We start from the raw sequence: 17,946 nt of genomic DNA, 5'->3' as shown, positions 1-17,946 counted from the left end.
GGAACAGATTGAGGGCGAAACGCGAAAAAATCTTGCGCCCGATTTAGCCTGCGAGCCCGAATTCCTTCATCGCCGGCAAGAAATCGTGGTTGCTTGCCGCCTTACGCGACAATTTGGCCAGCACATACCGCTGAAACGGCTCCAGCTGCGCCCATTGCGCTGCGCTCGGCGCAGCAAGATCCGCAAGCTCCGCCTGGTTCAGCACGGTTTCCGGCACGACTGCCGTGTTCCGCCATGCCGGGTTATCCTCGGGCGTGAACCATTCGGGTTCGACGTTCGCGTGGGTGCGCAGCATCTCGAACAGGGCATGATCGAAGTTCGGCTCGATCGCCGTATCGTCGTCGACGGGAAAGCGCGCGAGCAACGCGCGGTCTTCGTGCGGCAGCATCTGCCATTGTTCGAGCGAAATCCGCAGCCCGAAACGGTCGAGATTGAATCGAACGACCATCGGGATAAATTTCAAATTCTCCGACGATTCAACCTCGAAATTGAACATCAGGGGCGCTTCATTGAGTCCCATGACAGATTCCTCTTAGTCGGCGGCCAACGCGCTATGCCGGTCTGGGGTATTTTAGAACCTAATTCGCGACGTCGCGGCCTTGGGCCGGGTCGCTTCTTTAGCGCAGGAGTCAGCAGGTGAACGAACTGGATACGGGCGAACAGCCGGGCATCGTCGAACAGGCAGTGCGCCGTCACCGCGCCGGCGCGGTCGAAAGCGTCGCCGATCATGTCGGCCAGGAATGGCCCGTCGCGCTCGTCTTCAACGGCATTTCGCACGCAGTGATGATGTGCACGCCGCGCGACCTTGAAGAGTTCGCGGTCGGCTTTGCGATTTCCGAAGGGATCGTCGAGCGCGGCGCGCACATTCAGGACATCGAGGTCGAGTTTCGTGACGGCAAGCTACCGCATGCCGAGGTGCAGTTGACCGTCGTGCAGCAGGCGTTCGCCGCGTTGAAGGAAAAGCGGCGGGCGCTGTCGGGACGCACGGGCTGCGGCGTGTGCGGGATTGAAAGCATCGATCTGCTCGATCTGACGCCCGAACGCGTGCCCGACACCGGCTTTCTGCAGCGCCTCGCGCCCGATGCGATCGCCCGTGCCGCGAAGGGATTGCCCGCGCACCAGGCGCTCACGAAGATGACGGGCGGCCTGCACGCGGCCGCGTGGTGCGACGCGACGGGTGCGATCCGCTACGCGTTCGAGGACGTGGGCCGTCACAACGCGCTCGACAAGCTGATCGGGCGTCTGTCGCTGGATCGCGTCGACACGCGGGATGGCTTCGTCTTCCTGTCGAGCCGCGCGAGCTACGAGCTGGTGCGCAAGGCGGCGCGCGTCGACATTCCGATGGTCGCGACGATTTCGGCGCCGTCGTCGCTGGCCATCACGATTGCACGCGAAGCGGGCGTGCGGCTGGTGAGCTTCTGCCGCGAGTCGAGTTACGTCGATTACGACACCGTCTGATACCTGCTTCTTGTGCGCTCAGCTGAACTGGCGGAAGTCGGGCTTGCGCTTCTCGAAGAACGCCTTGAACGCTTCCTTTGCTTCGGGCGCGAGCAGCATCTTCGCGAAGTGCACGGCTTCGTCGGTCATTTGCGTCTGGATTTCGTGCTGCGCGGCGCGCTTCATCATCTGCTTGGTGACGCGCAGCGACGACGCGGGCAGCGCCGCCAGCTTCTGTGCCTGCTGGAGCGCGAACGCATCGACTTCGTCGGCGGGCAGCAGACGGTTCACGAAGCCCATGCGATACGCTTCTTTCGCGTCGAACGGTTCGCCGAGCATCAGCTTTTCGGCCGCTACCTGATAACCGGCCACGCGCTGCAACAATAACGACGACGCAGCTTCGGGGCACAGGCCGAGCTGTGCGAATGGGAGCGAAAACGTCGCGGAGTCGGCGGCGTAGACGAGATCGCAGTGCAGGAGCAGCGTCGTGCCGATGCCGACGGCGGCGCCCGCTACCGATGCCACCAGCGGTTTCTCCACCGAACTGATCGCGCGCAGGAACTGGAACACGGGCGCGTCTTCGCCGACGGGCGGCTGCTTCATGAAATCTTCGAGATCGTTGCCGGCACTGAAGATGCCCGCGCGCCCGCGGAGGAGCACCGCGCGGATGGCGGTGTCGGTTTGCGCTTCGACCAGCGCGTCGGCCATCGTTTGATACATCGCCGCCGTGATCGCGTTTTTCTTTTCTGCGCGATTGAAGGTGATCGTTAGCACGTCGAGCGTGCGGGTCAGTTCGATTTCCACTTTTGTCTCCTTGGTGTGCTTCTTTCCGCGAAGCGGGTGGAATGCTTTCCCCGGCGAAGCGGGTGTTTTGCCTTTTCCTGCGCTGGCGCACGCGGTTGGCCCTTGCGCCGGCATCCATCGCAAATCGGATGCCAGCTCAAAAACTGGCAGGGCAGGGCCGCGCCGCGAGCAAGACATCAAACCCGCTCGATAATCCCAGCAGCACCCATGCCCGTGCCCACACACATGGTCACCATCCCGTACTTCAACTTCCGGCGCCGCAGGCCATGAACAACGGTTGCCGCGCGAATCGCACCTGTCGCGCCGAGCGGGTGACCCAGCGCGATCGCGCCGCCAAGCGGATTGACCTTGGAAACATCGAGCCCAAGATCGTTGATCACAGCCAGCGACTGCGCCGCAAAAGCCTCATTGAGTTCGATCCAGTCGATATCGTCCTGCTTGAGACCTGCCGCCTTCAGCGCGGCCGGAATCGCCTCCTTCGGACCGATCCCCATGATCTCCGGCGGCACTCCGCGCACTGCGAAGCTCACAAACCGCGCGAGCGGCGTCAGATTGAACTGCTTGAGAATCTTCTCCGACACGACGATCAGCGCGCCCGCGCCGTCCGACGTCTGCGAGCTGTTACCCGCCGTCACCGTGCCCCTGTTCGCAAACACGGTGCGCAGCTTCGCCAGACCTTCCATCGACGTATCCGCGCGCGGACCTTCATCGAGCGCCACCTCGCGCATCGTCACACGAACTTCGCCCGTCGCCAGATCGGGGAAACGCTCAGTGATCGCGTACGGCGCGATCTCATCGGCGAACTCGCCCGCCTGCTGCGCGGCAACCGCCTTGCGGTGCGATTCGACGGAAAAGTGATCCTGCTGCTCCCGGCTCACCTTCCAGCGTTCAGCGACCTTCTCGGCCGTCAGGCCCATTCCGTATGCAATGCCGACGTCCTCATTGCGATCGAAAATATGCGGCGACAGAGACGGCTTGTTGCCCATCATCGGCACCATGCTCATCGATTCGCAGCCGCCCGCGATCATCACATCCGACTCGCCGACGCGGATGCGATCCGCTGCCATCGCGAGCGCCGTGACGCCTGACGCACAGAATCGGTTCACCGTTACACCGCCGACCGTGCTCGGCAGACCGGCGAGCAGCGCGCCCATCCGCGCGACGTTCAAGCCCTGCTCGGCTTCGGGAATCGCACAACCGATAATCGCGTCTTCGATCAGCGACGTGTCCAGGTCGGGCACCTGCGCCACAGCCGACCTGATCGCGTGCACCAGCAGTTCGTCCGGACGCGTGTTCCGGAACATCCCGCGCGGCGCCTTGCCGATCGGCGTGCGGCTCGCGGCAACGATATATGCGTCCTGCAATTGCTTTGTCATTTGAGGCTCCCTCAGTTGCGCACCGGCTTACCCGTTTGCAGCATGCCCATGATCCGTTCCTGCGTCTTCTGCGTGCCGAGCAACTCGACGAACGCGCGACGCTCCAGCGCCAGCAGCCATTCCTCATCGACGAGACTGCCCGCTTCGACGTCGCCGCCGCACACCGCTTCCGCGATGCGGCTCGCAATCAGGTAGTCGTGGTCGCTGATGAAGCGGCCGTCGCGCATGTTGACGAGTGATGCCTTGATCGTCGACATCGCCGAGCGTCCCGCGACGGGCACCTGCGTCACGCGCAGCGGCGCGCGATAACCGGCAGCCGCCAATGCACGCGCTTCTTTCTTCGCGGTATCGAGCAGTTCGAAGACGTTGAACACGATCGTGTCCGACGGCTTCAGGTAGCCCATTGCGCGGGCGTCGAGCGCGGATGTCGACACCTTCGCCATCGCCGCGTTCTCGAACGACTTCTGCAGGAACTTGAGCAGATCGCTGGTTGCGCCGACTTGCGTCGCCGTTTCGGCGGCACGCAACGCAGCTTCCTTCAGACCGCCGCCCGCCGGCACAAGACCCACGCCCACTTCAACGAGACCGATATAGCTCTCGATGTGCGCGACGCGCTTCGCGCTATGCAGCAGCAGCTCGCACCCGCCGCCGAGCGCAATGCCCGACACGGCCGCGACCACGGGCACGTTCGAATACTTCACGCGCAGCATGCCCTGCTGGAATTTCTTCACGAACGGCTCGATGCCTTTCGCGCCGCCCATCATGAACGCGGGCATCGCTTCTTCGAGATTTGCGCCCGCCGAGAACGGGCCGCCCGGCGCGCCGAGCTTGAGCGACGCCGGCTGCCAGATCACGACGGCCTTGTAGTCCTTCTCAGCCGCATCGATGGCCTTTTCGATGCCATCGATCACCGACGGTCCGATCGTGTTCATCTTGCTCTTGAACGACACAATCAGGACATCGTTCTCGCCGGCGCGATCGTCGACCCATGCGCGCACGGCGTCCGTTTCGAACACGGTCTTGCCGTAGCGCTTCGGATCGGCGCCCCCTCCGTTCGATTCGCCCGCAAGCGGTGCCCGGAACACCTGCCGGTCATACACGGACAACGACGAGCGTGGCACGAAGCGCTTCTCAGCCGGCGACCACGAGCCTTCGTCGGTATGCACGCCGCCCTTCTCGGCAACCGCGCCTTCGAGCACCCACGCGGGCAGCGGCGCGTTCGACAGCGCCTTGCCTGCCGCGATGTCCTCCTGCACCCATCCGGCGATCTGCTTCCAGCCCGCCGTCTGCCAACCCTCGAACGGACCTTCGCTCCAGCCGAAGCCCCAGCGGATCGCGAAATCGACATCGCGGGCGTTGTCGGCGATCGACTCGAGATGCACACCGATGTAATGGAAGACATCGCGGAAGATCGCCCACAGGAATTGCGCCTGCGGATGCTGCGACTCGCGCAGCAGCTTCAGACGCTCGGCGGGAGGGCGCTTCAGAATGCGGCCGACCAGTTCGTCCGCCTTCGCGCCGCCGTCGACGTAGCTGCCCGACTTCGCGTCGAGCACCTTGATCGCCTTGCCTTCCTTCTTGTAGAAGCCCGCGCCCGTCTTCTGGCCGAGCGCGCCCTGCTGCACGAGTCCGGTCAGCACGGCGGGCGTTTCGTAGACGGCGAAGAACGGATCATCCGCGAGGTTGTCCTGCATCGTCTTGATCACGTGCGCCATCGTGTCCAGACCGACCACGTCCGCCGTGCGGAACGTCGCCGACTTCGCGCGGCCCAGTCGGCTGCCCGTCAGGTCGTCGACCTCATCGAAGCGCAGGCCGAACTTCTCGGCTTCCTTGATGACGGCGAGAATCGAGAAAATGCCGACGCGGTTCGCGATGAAGTTCGGCGTGTCCTTCGCGCGCACGACGCCCTTGCCGACCACGCTCGTCAGGAACGTTTCGAGTTGATCGAGGATTTCCGGGCGGGTCGTCGCGGTCGGGATCAGCTCGACCAGATGCATGTAGCGCGGCGGATTGAAGAAGTGCACGCCGCAGAAGCGCGCCTTCAGTTCGTCGGAGAACCCCTTCGACAGTTCGGTGATCGACAGGCCCGACGTATTCGTTGCGAAGATCGCGTTCGCGCCGATGTGCGGCGACACCTTCTTATACAGGTCGTGCTTCCAGTCCATGCGCTCGGCGATCGCTTCGATCACCACATCGCATTCGGCGAGCTTTTCGATGTCGTCGTCGTAGTTGGCTGGCTGAATGTATTGTGCGTCGTCCTTCGCGCCGAATGGCGCGGGCGACAGCTTTTTCAGGTTTTCGATCGCCTTCAGCGCGATGCCGTTCTTCGGGCCTTCCTTTGCGGGCAGGTCGAACAGCAGCACGGGCACCTTCGCGTTGATCAGGTGCGCAGCGATCTGCGCGCCCATCACGCCGGCGCCGAGCACGGCGACCTTGCGAATGATCAGATTGCTCACGTCGTTCCTCCGGGGCGTTATGCGGTGTCGCGAGTCGCCGCGCGCGTGCTATGACGAGCGGCGCGCGGCATGGGTGTGAGAGAGGGTGGGCGGCGCACGGCCGCGTGCGCCGCCTTCGATGGCTTAGAACAGCGCTTCGTCGATGTCCATCAACGTCTTCGCGCCGGCGCGCGCGGCGCGGATCGTCGAGGCCGTTTCGGGCAGCAGTTTCGCGAAGTAGAAGCGTGCGGTCGCGAGCTTGGACTTGTAGAACGGATCGCCGGAAGCTTCGTTGTCGAGCGCGATACGGGCCATGCGCGCCCAGAAGTATGAGAACACCAGATGGCCGACGGTGCGCAGATACGGCACGGCGGCCGCGCCGACTTCGTCCGGGTTCTGCATGGCCTTCATGCCGATTTCCATCGTCAGCTTCTGGACCTTGTCGCCGATGTCCGCGAGCGGATTGACGAACTCCTGCATCTCCGGCTTGATGCCCTCTTCCTCGACGAAATCCGTCACCAGCTTGCCGAACTTCTTCAGCTTCGCGCCCATGTCGCCGAGCACCTTGCGGCCCAGCAGATCGAGCGACTGAATCGAATTGGTGCCTTCGTAGATCATGTTGATACGTGCATCGCGCACGTATTGCTCCATGCCCCACTCGGCGATGAAGCCATGGCCGCCGTAGATCTGCATCGCCATGTTGGTGCCTTCGAACGCGTTGTCCGTCAGGAACGCCTTGATGATCGGCGTGAGCAGCGCGACGAGGTCGGCGGCGTCCTTTCGTACGGCTTCGTCGGCGTGCGACAGCTCCTTGTCGATATGCAGCGCGGACCAGTATGTAAAAGCGCGTGCGCCTTCCGCATAAGCCTTCTGCGTGAGCAGCATGCGGCGCACGTCCGGGTGCACGATGATCGGGTCGGCGGGCTTTTCCGGCGCCTTCGGGCCCGTCAGCGAGCGCATCTGCAGCCGCTCCTTCGCGTAGATGAGCGAGTTCTGATAGGCGACTTCCGTCAGGCCGAGACCCTGCATGCCGACGCCCAGACGCGCCGCGTTCATCATCACGAACATCGCGTTGAGGCCCTTGTTCGGCTCGCCGACGAGCCATCCCTTCGCATTGTCGAGATTGATCACGCACGTCGCGTTGCCGTGAATGCCCATCTTGTGTTCGATCGAGCCGCACTTCACGCCGTTGCGCTCGCCGGGATTGCCGTTCGCATCGGGAACGAACTTGGGCACGACGAACAGCGAAATACCCTTCGTGCCGTGCGGCGCATCCGGCAGACGCGCGAGCACGAGGTGCACGATGTTGTCGGCGAGATCGTGTTCGCCGCTAGAGATGAAAATCTTCGTGCCACTGATCGCGTACGAGCCGTCGCCTTTCGGCTCGGCCTTCGTGCGCAGGATGCCGAGGTCGGTGCCGCAATGCGGCTCGGTCAGGCACATCGTGCCCGTCCATTCGCCCGATACGAGCTTCGGCAGATATGCCTGCTTCAGCTCCGGCGTGCCGTGCGCGTGCAGACACTCGTAGGCGCCGTGCGACAGGCCGGGGTACATCGTCCACGCCTGGTTCGCCGAGTTCAGCATCTCATACAGCGCGTTGTTGACGAATGTGGGCAGGCCCTGGCCGCCAAAGTCGGGATCGCAGCCGAGCGCGGGCCAGCCCGCCTCGACGTACTGTTTGTATGCTTCCTTGAAGCCCTTCGGCGTGGTGACGACGCCATCGCCTTCGTATGTGCAGCCTTCCCGGTCGCCGCTCTGGTTAAGCGGGAACAGCACTTCCGCGCAGAACTTGCCGGCTTCCTCGAGCACCTGGTTGATCGTGTCGGCATCCAGATCGGCGTGCCTGGGCATCTGTTTGATCTCGGCTTCGACGTTCAGCAGCTCGTGCAACACGAATTGCATGTCGCGCAACGGCGCGGCGTACTGTCCCATGAGTCTCTCCAATCAATCCAAAGGTGTTGGCTCGAGCCCCGCTGCCAGCCTCCGCGCCGTCTGGATCCATCCGATGAGGACCCCGTCAGCCTCGCTAGCAGCTTGTGCTCTCGCTCTGATACGAAACAATCAGTTTTTCCAGCGCGGCCCACGTAAGGCGCACGGCATCGGGCAGATGCAGGAAGCGTGCGTCATGATGCAGGCCGAGCGTGAAGCTATACAGTTCGAAAAGCATCAGTTGCGGATCGGTGTCCGCGCGCAGATGCCCTTCCTCCATTGCCTGCGAAATGGCTCGCGTGAGCGCCGCACGCCACATCGTGACGCTCGCGACCAGCTGCTCGCGCACCGCGCTCTCCGCGCGATCGTCGTACTCGACCGCGCCGCTGATGTAGATGCATCCCGTCGTTACTTCCTGGATGCGCTTCTCGATCCAGCGCGAGATCATCGCGCGCAAGCGCGGCAAGCCGCGGGGCTCGCGCAGACTCGGGAAGAACACCTCGTCCTCGAAGCGACGGTGATATTCGCGCACCACTTCGACCTGCAGGTCTTCGCGCGACCCGAAATGCGCGAACACTCCGCTCTTGCTCATCTGCATGCGCTCGGCGAGCAGGCCGATCGTCAGACCTTCCAGTCCGTCGCGGCTTGCCAGATCGAGTGCTGCATCGAGAATCGCGGCTCGCGTTTGTTCGCCTTTTCGCATAGCTGTGTACCGTCTGATTTGACCGAAAGAAAAATCGAACGGTCGTACCATTATTGATGGCCGACCGTCCGCGAAACAAGAAATTTATTAGAAACGGGTTTCTAACCAGGATTTTGATTTTCCGCCATTCGCCAATCGGACGATGCGGAATTTTTAGAATCATTTGCCAGAAATGCGCACGGTTGTCTCCCAATTTTGATTGTTATGACTGGATTTCGTCTGCCTTATTCGGTCATCTTCTTAATCGTAGCCGCCGACGGTCAGCAGCTTCATCGCGAGCCGATAGGTGTTGTACGCGACCCAGTTCAGAAGACGCTCGCCCGCGGGACGCGATTCGTAGTGTTTTTCGTCGATGCGGCGCGACTCGTCGAAGGCAGCCAGAATCGCGTCACGCAACTGGTCGATCTCCGGATGCAGCACCAGCACGACATTGGCCTCATTGTTCAGCATCAGGCTCAACGCGTCGAGATTGGACGAGCCGACCGTGCCCCAGTTCGAATCGACCACGGCCACCTTGCCATGCAGCATGGTCTTCTCGTACTCGGCGATCTTCACGCCGGACTTGAGCAACTGGCGATACAGGAAGGGCACCGCGTAATCCAGCACGGCAAATTCCTTTCTGCCTATCACGAGCCGCACGTCGACGCCCCGTTGCGCCGCCAGCATCAGCGCCCGCCGGAGCTTGCGCCCGGGCATGAAGTACGGATTGGCGAGCAGCACTTCGGAGCGCGCCTGGCCGATCGCGGTCAGATATGCCCTTTCAATCGCACGACGGTTGACGAAGTTGTCGCGCGCGACGAATGCGATGCAGGGCTCGGCGATCGCGCGCATGTCCGAGCTTCGTCCGCTAGCCGCCGTACCTGCGCTGCTTCGGGCGCGCACGAAACGCGCGGTGGCTGCCTGCGGCGTCGATCCGCCGACCGCGGGCGGCGCAAGCGCCGGTCGATGGCCGATGCGGATGCGCTCCCACTGCACGTCGATCGCCTCGAGCACGTCGGCGACGACGGGCCCTTGCAACTCGACGGCGAAATCCCAGCGCGCGTATGGCAGGCGCGCGCCGTTCTGATCGTAGTCGTCGACGACATTGATGCCGCCGCAGTAGGCGAACTCGCCATCGACGACGGCAAGCTTGCGGTGCGTGCGCGAGAAGCCGAAGCGTCCGAAGATGTGCGGGTTGTAGATGCGATGCTCGATGCCCGCCGCCTGCCAGTCGTTGAACATCGGCAGACGCTGGGTGCCGACGCCGTCCGTAATCACCCGTACGTGCACACCGCGGCTGGCGGCGCGGATCAGCGCGTCGGAAACGGGGCGGCCCGCGGGGTCGTCGCAAAAGATGTAGGTTTCGAGTGCGACTTCACGTTGTGCGGCGTCGATGCGTTGGGTCAGCGCGGCAAAGTATGGCTCGCCCGCCGTGAAGAGCCGCACCGTGTTGCCGGAACAAAAGCGATACCTGGACCAGTAGCGCCGGCCGGGCAGATGCTGCGTCAGCCGGTCGAAGCGGCGGCGGCCGCCGCCCGTCATCGGCAACGCTCCTTCACGCGCTGCGGCAATTGCAGGATCGCATCGCGATTCGACCACGAGAAGCAGCGCTCGGCAGCCTCTTGCCAAGGCAGCCACAGATGCGCAGTGTGTTCGAGCGGCGCGAGCGTCACTTCGAGGCGCCGCGGCACCTGCAGGCTGAACCAGTGCTCGATGTTGTGCGTGACGCCGTCTTCATAGCGATGACGCCACGTCGGGAAGATTTCGAACTCGATCTGATGATGCCAGTCGACGAGCGCCTCGCGCGGCACGAGCGCGCCGCCGATCACGATGCCCGTCTCTTCCGCCACTTCACGGATCGCCGTCTCGGCAAGCGGCTCGTCGATGTGCTCCTTCGAGCCGGTGACGGATTGCCAGAACGCTTTCCGGTCGGCTCGTTCGATGAGCAGCACGTCGAGTTCGGGCGTGTGGATGACAACGAGGACGGATTCCGGAATCTTCGGCGGTTTCGGCATGGTGATAAAGCGTGTACGACGTCGAGTCACGGACGGCGCGATTGCATGTCGGACTGCGGAGCTTACAGCGACTTTATCGCAAAAAAGGAAAAAGGCGCATAACGCGCCTTTTTCGTTGGTTCTTTGCACACTCGCCGCCGTTTGGGCGACGAGTGAAGCACCCGTCACATTTACGCCTTCTGCTCAGGCTGACGCAGGCGAATGTGCAGTTCGCGCAACTGACGCTCGTCCACTTCGCTCGGCGCCTGCGTGAGCAGATCTTGCGCTCGCTGCGTCTTCGGGAACGCGATCACATCGCGGATCGAGTCTGCTCCGGCCATCATCGTGACAATGCGGTCAAGACCGAAGGCGATACCGCCGTGCGGCGGCGCACCGTACTGCAGCGCGTCCAGCAGGAAGCCGAACTTCAGGCGCGCTTCTTCCGCACCGATCTTCAGCGCGCGGAACACCTTGCTCTGCACGTCTTCCTGGAAGATACGCACCGAGCCGCCGCCGATTTCCCAGCCGTTAAGCACGATGTCGTAAGCCTTCGCGAGGCAGCGGCCCGGGTCCGTTTCCAGATACTCGAGATGCTCGTCCTTCGGGCTCGTGAACGGGTGATGAGCGGCGACGTAGCGGTTTTCCTCTTCGTCGTATTCGAACATCGGGAAGTCAACGACCCACAGCGGCTTCCAGCCCGCTTCGACCAGACCGTTCGCCTTGCCGAATTCCGAATGGCCGATCTTGAGACGCAGCGCGCCGAGGCTGTCATTCACGACCTTCGCGCGATCCGCCGCGAAGAAGATGATGTCGCCGTCTTGCGCGCCCGTGCGCTCGATGATCGCTGCAATGGCCGCGTCGTGCAGGTTCTTGACGATCGGGCTTTGCAGGCCGTCACGGCCCTTCGCCACTTCGTTGATCTTGATCCACGCGAGACCCTTCGCGCCGTAGATGCGGACGAATTCCGTGTAGCTGTCGATGTCGCCGCGCGAAAGCTCGCCGCCCTTCGGCACGCGCAGCGCCGCGACGCGGCCGTCCTTCGTGTTGGCGGGCGTGCTGAACACCTTGAAGTCGACGTCCTTCATCGCGTCCGTCAGTTCCGTGAATTCGAGCTTCACGCGCAGGTCCGGCTTGTCCGAGCCGAAGCGGCTCATCGCTTCCGAATACGGCATCACGGCGAACTTCGCATCCAGTTCGACGCCGATCGTCTCCTTGAACACGTGACGCGTCATGTCTTCGAACAGATCGCGGATTTCCTGCTCGCTCAGGAACGACGTTTCGCAGTCGATCTGCGTGAATTCCGGCTGACGGTCGGCGCGCAGGTCTTCGTCGCGGAAACACTTCGTGATCTGGTAGTAGCGGTCGAAGTTCGCGACCATCAGCAGCTGCTTGAAGAGCTGCGGCGACTGCGGCAACGCAAAGAACTGGCCGGCGTTCACACGCGACGGGACGAGGTAGTCGCGCGCGCCTTCCGGCGTGCTCTTGGTCAGCATTGGCGTTTCGATGTCGATGAAACCGCGCGAATCAAGATACTTGCGCACTTCCATCGCGACGCGATAGCGCAGGCGCAGGTTGTGCTGCATCTGCGGACGGCGCAGATCCAGCACCCGATGCGTGAGGCGCGTGGTTTCCGACAGGTTGTCGTCATCGAGCTGGAACGGCGGCGTCACCGACGCGTTCAGCACGTTCAACTCGTGGCACAGCACCTCGATCTTGCCGCTCTTCAGACCGGCGTTTGTCGTACCTTCGGGACGATTGCGCACGACGCCCTTCACCTGCACGCAGAACTCGTTGCGCACGCCTTCAGCCGTCTTGAACATCTCTGCGCGGTCCGGGTCGCAGACAACCTGAACGAGACCTTCGCGGTCGCGCAGGTCGATGAAGATAACGCCGCCGTGGTCGCGGCGCCGGCTCACCCAGCCGCACAGCGACACGGTTTGACCCAGCAGGTGTTCGGTCACCAGACCGCAGTATTCAGATCTCATCGACATGATGTTTGTCTTTCGTTTTGCATTAGTTGAACGGCGCGCGCCATACCAGGTTGTGGTCGGCGCGAGCCGGCATTACAGCGGTGGCTCGACAGGCGTGCGGCGCTCCGGCAGCGGCTGATTGGCCGGCGGAGCGACGACGCCCATCGAGACGATGTACTTGAGTGCGGCGTCGACGGTCATATCGAGCTCGATTACTTCGGCCTTCGGCACGATCAGGAAGAAGCCGGACGTCGGGTTCGGCGTGGTCGGCACATACACGCTGACGTGGTCTTCCTGGAGATGATTGACCACGTCGCCGCCGGGAATGCCCGTCAGAAACCCGATGGTGTAGGACCCTTTGCGCGGATATTCGATCAGCAGCGCCTTGCGGAACGCGTTGCCGCTCGACGACAGCAGCGTGTCGGACACCTGTTTGACGCTGGTATAGATCGGGCCGACGACGGGAATGCGCGCAACGACCAGTTCCCACCAGCCGACCAGCTTCTGCCCAACGAAGTTCTGCGTCAATAGTCCGACGACAAAAATGAAAGCGAGCGTCAGCACGGCGCCAAGGCCGGGCAGGCGGAAGCCGAGCAGCCGTTCAGGCTGCCACGAACGGGGCAGCAACAGCAGCGTCTGATCCATCGTGCCGATGATCAGGCCAAGCACCCACAACGTGATGGCGAGAGGCACCAGCACCAGCAGGCCCGTCAGAAACACCGATTTGAGCGTCGTCTTTTTCGTCGTCATGTGTACCGCCAGAAATCCGCGCGACTGCGTTGCGCGGCGTCTACGTCACCTCGTCGAGGCGGCGAAACTGCTAGGTGCCCGAGCTGCTGGCGGGAGCAGGCGCTGGTGCAGGAGCGGCGGCCGGCGCGCTCGCGGAGGTGGCACTGTCGGACGAAGAAGCCGAGTCTGGGTTGCCTTCCGTCGGCTTCGAGCCCGCTGCGGCTGGAGTGTTGCTGGGCGCACCCGCCGAGTTGCCACCACGGAAATCCGTGACATACCAGCCCGAGCCCTTGAGCTGAAAGCCGGCGGCGGTAACCTGCTTCCGGAATGCATCGGCTCCGCATTCCGGGCATTGCGTCAACGGGGCGTCGCTCATTTTCTGGAGCACGTCCTTCGCGAAGCCACATGACTCGCAACGATAAGCGTAGATCGGCATGACCTTGTCCCTACTGAAAACTCTTTGAGCGCTTGCAAAGCCTTGAATTATAGCCGCAAACGATGGCCGGCCCTCGAATTCGAGGGAAACGGCCGGCATCCCGGCCGCGCTAGCAGATGGGGGCGCGCAAGCCGAAGATCAACCCCTTGCTGCGCCGCGTCGACGCCACGTGAGCCAGCGTTCCCGTCCGGCAAACACAGCGATCGAATCGTCTACGGGTTCATCTTCGACCAGTGTGAAATCGGGCGACATGAGCGCATCGAGTTCCGCGCGCTCGATGCCGAACGGCGGGCCTTTCTCGGTCGCGCCGATAAAAAAGAAACCGGCGAGCAGTCCGCCGGGCGACAGGAGTTGCGCCATCCGCGCAACCCAGTCCGAGCGGCGTGCGGGCGGCAGCGCGCACAGGAACGCTCGTTCGTAGATCCAGCCGGGATCGAAAGGCGGCCGATAAGTGAAGAAATCCGCCTCGTGCACGAGGCTGGCATGCGAGCCGAGTTGCGCACGCGCGGCCTCGACGGCGTTCGGCGCAAAGTCGATCGCGCGGACGGTCCAGCCCTTTTCCGCGAGCCACCGGGCTTCGTACGCGCTCCCGCAACCCGGAATCAGCACGGGCACTGGCGAATGCCGCTCGACGAACGCCTTGAACGCGGGCGGCACGCCCGCCTGATCCCACGGTGTGAAGCCACGCCCAAAACGCTCGTCCCAAAAGCCGGGCGCATTCGGATCGCGGTTTTCGAAGTCCGGCGCCGAAGGGGGAACGGACGGCCTCTTGTCACTCATGGAACACCCTCGTGGAATGCGCTCAATAGCCGCCGTACGCGATGGCGAGCCACGCGCGCGCCAGCACCGCGCCCACGCCCACTGCTACACCGAACATCAATAGCCCTTGCAGCAGCCGGTTCGTGCGCTTCTGTTCGAGCAGGATCTGGCGGATGGTTTCGTCGTTGATGCCGCGCTGCTGCGCGTCGTGACGCTGCGCCAGCACGTGATGAATCAGGCGCGGCAATTGCGGCAGCGTCTTGCTCCACTGCGGCGCCTCGATCTTGAGCCGCTCGTACCAGCCTTTTGCGCCGATCTGCTCGTTCATCCAACGCTCCAGATACGGCTTCGCCGTCTTCCACAAGTCGAGTTCCGGATCGAGCGAACGACCCAGACCTTCTACATTCAGCATTGTCTTCTGCAACAGCACGAGCTGCGGCTGGATTTCGACGTTGAAGCGGCGCGACGTCGAGAATAGGCGCATCAGCACCTGCCCAAGCGAAATGTCTTTCAGCGCGCGGTCGAAATACGGCTCACACACCGCGCGGATCGCGCTTTCGAGTTCTTCGACGCGCGTCGTCGCCGGCACCCAGCCCGACTCGAGATGCAACGTGGCGACACGGTGATAGTCGCGCTTGAAGAACGCCAGAAAGTTCTGCGCGAGATAGTTCTTATCAAAGTCCGACAATGCGCCAATGATGCCGAAATCCAGCGCAATATATCGCCCGAAATGCGCAGGATCGAGACTTACCTGAATATTGCCGGGATGCATGTCCGCGTGGAAAAATCCGTCGCGGAACACCTGCGTGAAGAAAATCTCGACACCCTCGCGCGCCAGCTTCGGAATATCAACGCCCGCCACGCGCAGCGTATCGACCTGGCTGATCGGCACGCCGACCATCCGCTCCATGACCAGCACGTTCGCCGTGCAGTATTCCCAATACATCTCGGGCACGAGCAACAGGTCGAGCCCCGCGAAGTTACGCCGCAGCTGGCTGCCGTTCGCGGCCTCGCGCATCAGGTCGAGTTCGTCGTGGAGATACTTATCGAATTCCGCCACCACTTCGCGCGGCTTCAGACGCTTGCCGTCCGCCCACAGGCGCTCGGCCCACACGGCGATATCGCGCAGCAACGCGAGATCGGAATCGATCACGGGCAACATGTTCGGCCGCAACACCTTCACGGCGACCTGTTTGCCCGCGTGCTGCCCTATCTTCAGGGTCGCGAAATGCACCTGTGCAATCGACGCGCTCGCCACGGGCACACGCTCGAAGTCGTCGAAGATCGTATCGACGGGAGCGCCGAGCGACTTCTCGATGATGGCGATCGCCACCGCAGAATCGAAGGGCGGCACCTGGTCTTGCAGCTTCGCGAGTTCGGTGGCGATATCGGGGCGCAGCAGGTCCCGGCGTGTGGACAGCACCTGGCCGAACTTTACGAAGATCGGCCCGAGGCTTTCGAGCGCCAGACGCAGCCGCACGCCAGGCGGCTGATCGAATTTCCGGCCGATCGTCGTAATGCGCAGCAACAACCGCACGCGGCGGTCGTTGACGCGGCTCAGCATCATCTCGTCCAGCCCGAACCGGATGACGGTAAAGAAAATCTTGAGGAAACGCAGGAAACGCATGGTTAAGCCCGGTGACTAGCGCGTGCCGCGCGACATGGCGGCGGCGCCGGGCGCATCGGCGCCGCGGGCTACGACCTTCTGTTCCAGACGCTCGATGCGTTTCTCGACCCGCGCCAGTGCATCGCGCGCGCGCGCGAGTTCGGCGTTGAAATCGTCGAGTGCGGCGCGGCGCACGAGCTGCGGGTTTTCGTCCAGCAGGTACTCCGCGACCGATTCGAGCAGATTGCGGCCAGTCCGCACTACATGATCGCCGACCGTGCGCGCGACCGACGCGATCCGCCACGCGGGCCCGTCGCCGACCAGCTTCGCCAGATCTTCTTCGGGTTCCCAACGCAGATGCTCGGCGAGCTTCGCGATGACGGTGGCAAACTCGGCGTCGCCTTCGATCTTCACGTGCTTCATGACGGCAGCCTGGCCTCCCTGCAGAAACGCGGGCACGGCTTCCGACGGCACGGCGACCGCGACATCGAACGCATGCGCTTCGCTTTCGTCGACGGCGGTCAGATAGCCGTCCGGCTGAACCAGCAGGATCAGCGTGATGGGAGGACAGGACAGCCGTGCAGTCTTGCCGGCATACGGGGTGAGGCGTTCGCGCGCCCACGTTTCGCGAGCGAGCAGATGGTTGACGGCAGCAGCGAAGGGCTTGGCGGCAAGGGTCATCGGCAGTGGAAAGAGAAAACCCGCGCCGGCGACTGCCGACGCGGGTTCCTATTGTAACGTCCGTTCGCTTCGAGCCTGGCTCTGCCGAACGGCTAATCCTTTACGGGATCAGTGAAGGTTCGCCTGCTGGATACCCGCGAGCAGCCAGCCTTCGCCGGTGCGTTTGGACAGGTTCCAGATTTCTTCGAACGGTTCGGCCGAGCCCCCCACTGTTTCACGGATCAGCCCGTGGAAACGAACGCTGGCCAGGTATTCGCTGCCGCGATCCTCGACGCCCAGCAGATCGGCGTCGAGTTTCACGACGTCGGTCTGGTTCTTCTCGGCGCCGCGCGAGCTCAGGTCGACCCTCACTTCGGCGAACATTTCAGGCGTTGTGAACTCACGGATGTCGTCCATATTGCCGGCATCCCAGGCAGCCTGCAGGCGCACGAAGTAGACCTTCGCGTTGCGCAGGAAGGCTTCCGAGTCGAAACCAGCCGGAACGGCCGGCGTGGCGGCGATATCGGGCGTCGTCAGCGGATTGCCTTGCGGCCCGAGATACGAGCCCGTGGGCGGCGCCGTGTAGCGCGGTTCCTGCGAGTAGCCCGTGCCGCCCGCGTTCAGCGTCGGCGAGCCGCCTGCGTAGGCGGGCGTCTGCGCGTTACGCTTGCGGCCAACGAATTTGCGGATCAGCCAGATTGCAACGAACGCGATCAGCGCGATCACGATCATGTTCGCCATCATGCCGGCGAACGCCTCGCCCAGACCAAAGTGGGACAGCAACGCGGCGATACCGAGACCTGCCGCGAGACCCGCGATCGGCCCCAGCCAGCGCGAACGGTTGGGCTGCGCGGCGGGCGTGGGCGCGGGCGTCGCGGGGCGCTGCTGCTGCATGGCTTGCGACGGCGCGCCCGGCGACTGCGAAGGTGACGGCGACGTCTGCTGTTGCGGCTGCGTGATGTTGGACTGACGCCCCATGGTGCGGCCGCCGCCCATGCGTTTCGCCTCGGCGTCGAGAGAGGCCAGCGTGCCCACGGAGATCAGGCCGACCATCGCGATCAGTCCGATTCTCCTCGCCCACGACCCCTTAACCTTACAACGAGATGACATATTCGAATCGGACATTTTC

General features: G+C 63.2%; 16 protein-coding genes. 1 reads left to right on the top strand and 15 read right to left on the bottom strand.

What is annotated here, in order from left to right; genetic code table 11:
- Nucleotides 1-43 precede the first annotated feature (43 nt).
- Entirely contained in the window at nt 44-520 is a 477-nt protein-coding gene (locus BPHY_RS01940) for a nitrate reductase associated protein (RefSeq protein ID WP_012399809.1), read from the bottom strand.
- Between the two features lie 116 nt (nt 521-636).
- Between BPHY_RS01940 and fdhD the strand changes: the two genes are divergently transcribed.
- Complete coding sequence (gene fdhD, locus BPHY_RS01935; RefSeq protein ID WP_012399808.1) at nt 637-1,458, top strand: formate dehydrogenase accessory sulfurtransferase FdhD; 822 nt, start codon at nt 637-639, stop codon at nt 1,456-1,458.
- A gap of 18 nt (nt 1,459-1,476) precedes the next feature.
- Here the strand turns inward: fdhD and BPHY_RS01930 are convergent, their stop codons facing one another.
- The 14 genes from BPHY_RS01930 to BPHY_RS01865 all read right to left on the bottom strand — a co-directional run bounded on the left by BPHY_RS01930 (nt 1,477) and on the right by BPHY_RS01865 (nt 17,942).
- Nucleotides 1,477-2,241, bottom strand: coding sequence for an enoyl-CoA hydratase (locus BPHY_RS01930; RefSeq protein ID WP_012399807.1), 765 nt, complete (start codon nt 2,239-2,241; stop codon nt 1,477-1,479).
- 176 nt (nt 2,242-2,417) lie between these two features.
- A complete protein-coding gene (locus BPHY_RS01925) occupies nt 2,418-3,617 on the bottom strand; it encodes an acetyl-CoA C-acyltransferase (RefSeq protein WP_012399806.1) in 1,200 nt (399 codons plus the stop codon).
- Nucleotides 3,618-3,628: 11 nt separating this feature from the next.
- Nucleotides 3,629-6,073, bottom strand: coding sequence for a 3-hydroxyacyl-CoA dehydrogenase/enoyl-CoA hydratase family protein (locus tag BPHY_RS01920; protein ID WP_012399805.1), 2,445 nt, complete (start codon nt 6,071-6,073; stop codon nt 3,629-3,631).
- Between the two features lie 123 nt (nt 6,074-6,196).
- Nucleotides 6,197-7,984, bottom strand: coding sequence for an acyl-CoA dehydrogenase C-terminal domain-containing protein (locus BPHY_RS01915; protein WP_012399804.1), 1,788 nt, complete (start codon nt 7,982-7,984; stop codon nt 6,197-6,199).
- Nucleotides 7,985-8,078: 94 nt separating this feature from the next.
- Nucleotides 8,079-8,684 carry a TetR/AcrR family transcriptional regulator gene (locus BPHY_RS01910; RefSeq protein ID WP_012399803.1) on the bottom strand — a complete coding sequence of 202 codons (606 nt, stop codon included), beginning with the start codon at nt 8,682-8,684 and terminating at the stop codon, nt 8,079-8,081.
- A gap of 240 nt (nt 8,685-8,924) precedes the next feature.
- Entirely contained in the window at nt 8,925-10,205 is a 1,281-nt protein-coding gene (gene clsB, locus BPHY_RS01905; protein WP_012399802.1) for a cardiolipin synthase ClsB, read from the bottom strand.
- Nucleotides 10,202-10,678: a dihydroneopterin triphosphate diphosphatase gene (gene nudB / locus BPHY_RS01900; RefSeq protein ID WP_012399801.1), complete on the bottom strand. Its 477-nt coding sequence runs from the start codon at nt 10,676-10,678 to the stop codon at nt 10,202-10,204. The genes clsB and nudB overlap by 4 nt, the downstream gene beginning before the upstream one ends.
- A gap of 170 nt (nt 10,679-10,848) precedes the next feature.
- Nucleotides 10,849-12,648, bottom strand: coding sequence for an aspartate--tRNA ligase (gene aspS / locus BPHY_RS01895; RefSeq protein WP_012399800.1), 1,800 nt, complete (start codon nt 12,646-12,648; stop codon nt 10,849-10,851).
- A gap of 72 nt (nt 12,649-12,720) precedes the next feature.
- Nucleotides 12,721-13,377, bottom strand: coding sequence for a DUF502 domain-containing protein (locus BPHY_RS01890; RefSeq protein ID WP_012399799.1), 657 nt, complete (start codon nt 13,375-13,377; stop codon nt 12,721-12,723).
- A gap of 70 nt (nt 13,378-13,447) precedes the next feature.
- Nucleotides 13,448-13,792, bottom strand: coding sequence for an FmdB family zinc ribbon protein (locus BPHY_RS01885; RefSeq protein ID WP_012399798.1), 345 nt, complete (start codon nt 13,790-13,792; stop codon nt 13,448-13,450).
- Between the two features lie 138 nt (nt 13,793-13,930).
- Nucleotides 13,931-14,572 carry a methyltransferase gene (locus BPHY_RS01880; protein WP_012399797.1) on the bottom strand — a complete coding sequence of 214 codons (642 nt, stop codon included), beginning with the start codon at nt 14,570-14,572 and terminating at the stop codon, nt 13,931-13,933.
- A 22-nt stretch (nt 14,573-14,594) separates the two neighbouring features.
- On the bottom strand, nt 14,595-16,178 hold the full coding sequence (gene ubiB, locus BPHY_RS01875) for a ubiquinone biosynthesis regulatory protein kinase UbiB (protein ID WP_012399796.1): 1,584 nt from the start codon (nt 16,176-16,178) through the stop codon (nt 14,595-14,597).
- A 15-nt stretch (nt 16,179-16,193) separates the two neighbouring features.
- Complete coding sequence (locus tag BPHY_RS01870; RefSeq protein ID WP_012399795.1) at nt 16,194-16,838, bottom strand: ubiquinone biosynthesis accessory factor UbiJ; 645 nt, start codon at nt 16,836-16,838, stop codon at nt 16,194-16,196.
- 108 nt (nt 16,839-16,946) lie between these two features.
- On the bottom strand, nt 16,947-17,942 hold the full coding sequence (locus BPHY_RS01865) for a Tim44 domain-containing protein (RefSeq protein ID WP_012399794.1): 996 nt from the start codon (nt 17,940-17,942) through the stop codon (nt 16,947-16,949).
- Nucleotides 17,943-17,946: the final 4 nt, after the last annotated feature.

Origin of the sequence: Paraburkholderia phymatum STM815 (assembly GCF_000020045.1) — a bacterium.
GTDB lineage: Bacteria > Pseudomonadota > Gammaproteobacteria > Burkholderiales > Burkholderiaceae > Paraburkholderia > Paraburkholderia phymatum.
This window is presented reverse-complemented; position numbering and strand designations above follow the sequence as displayed.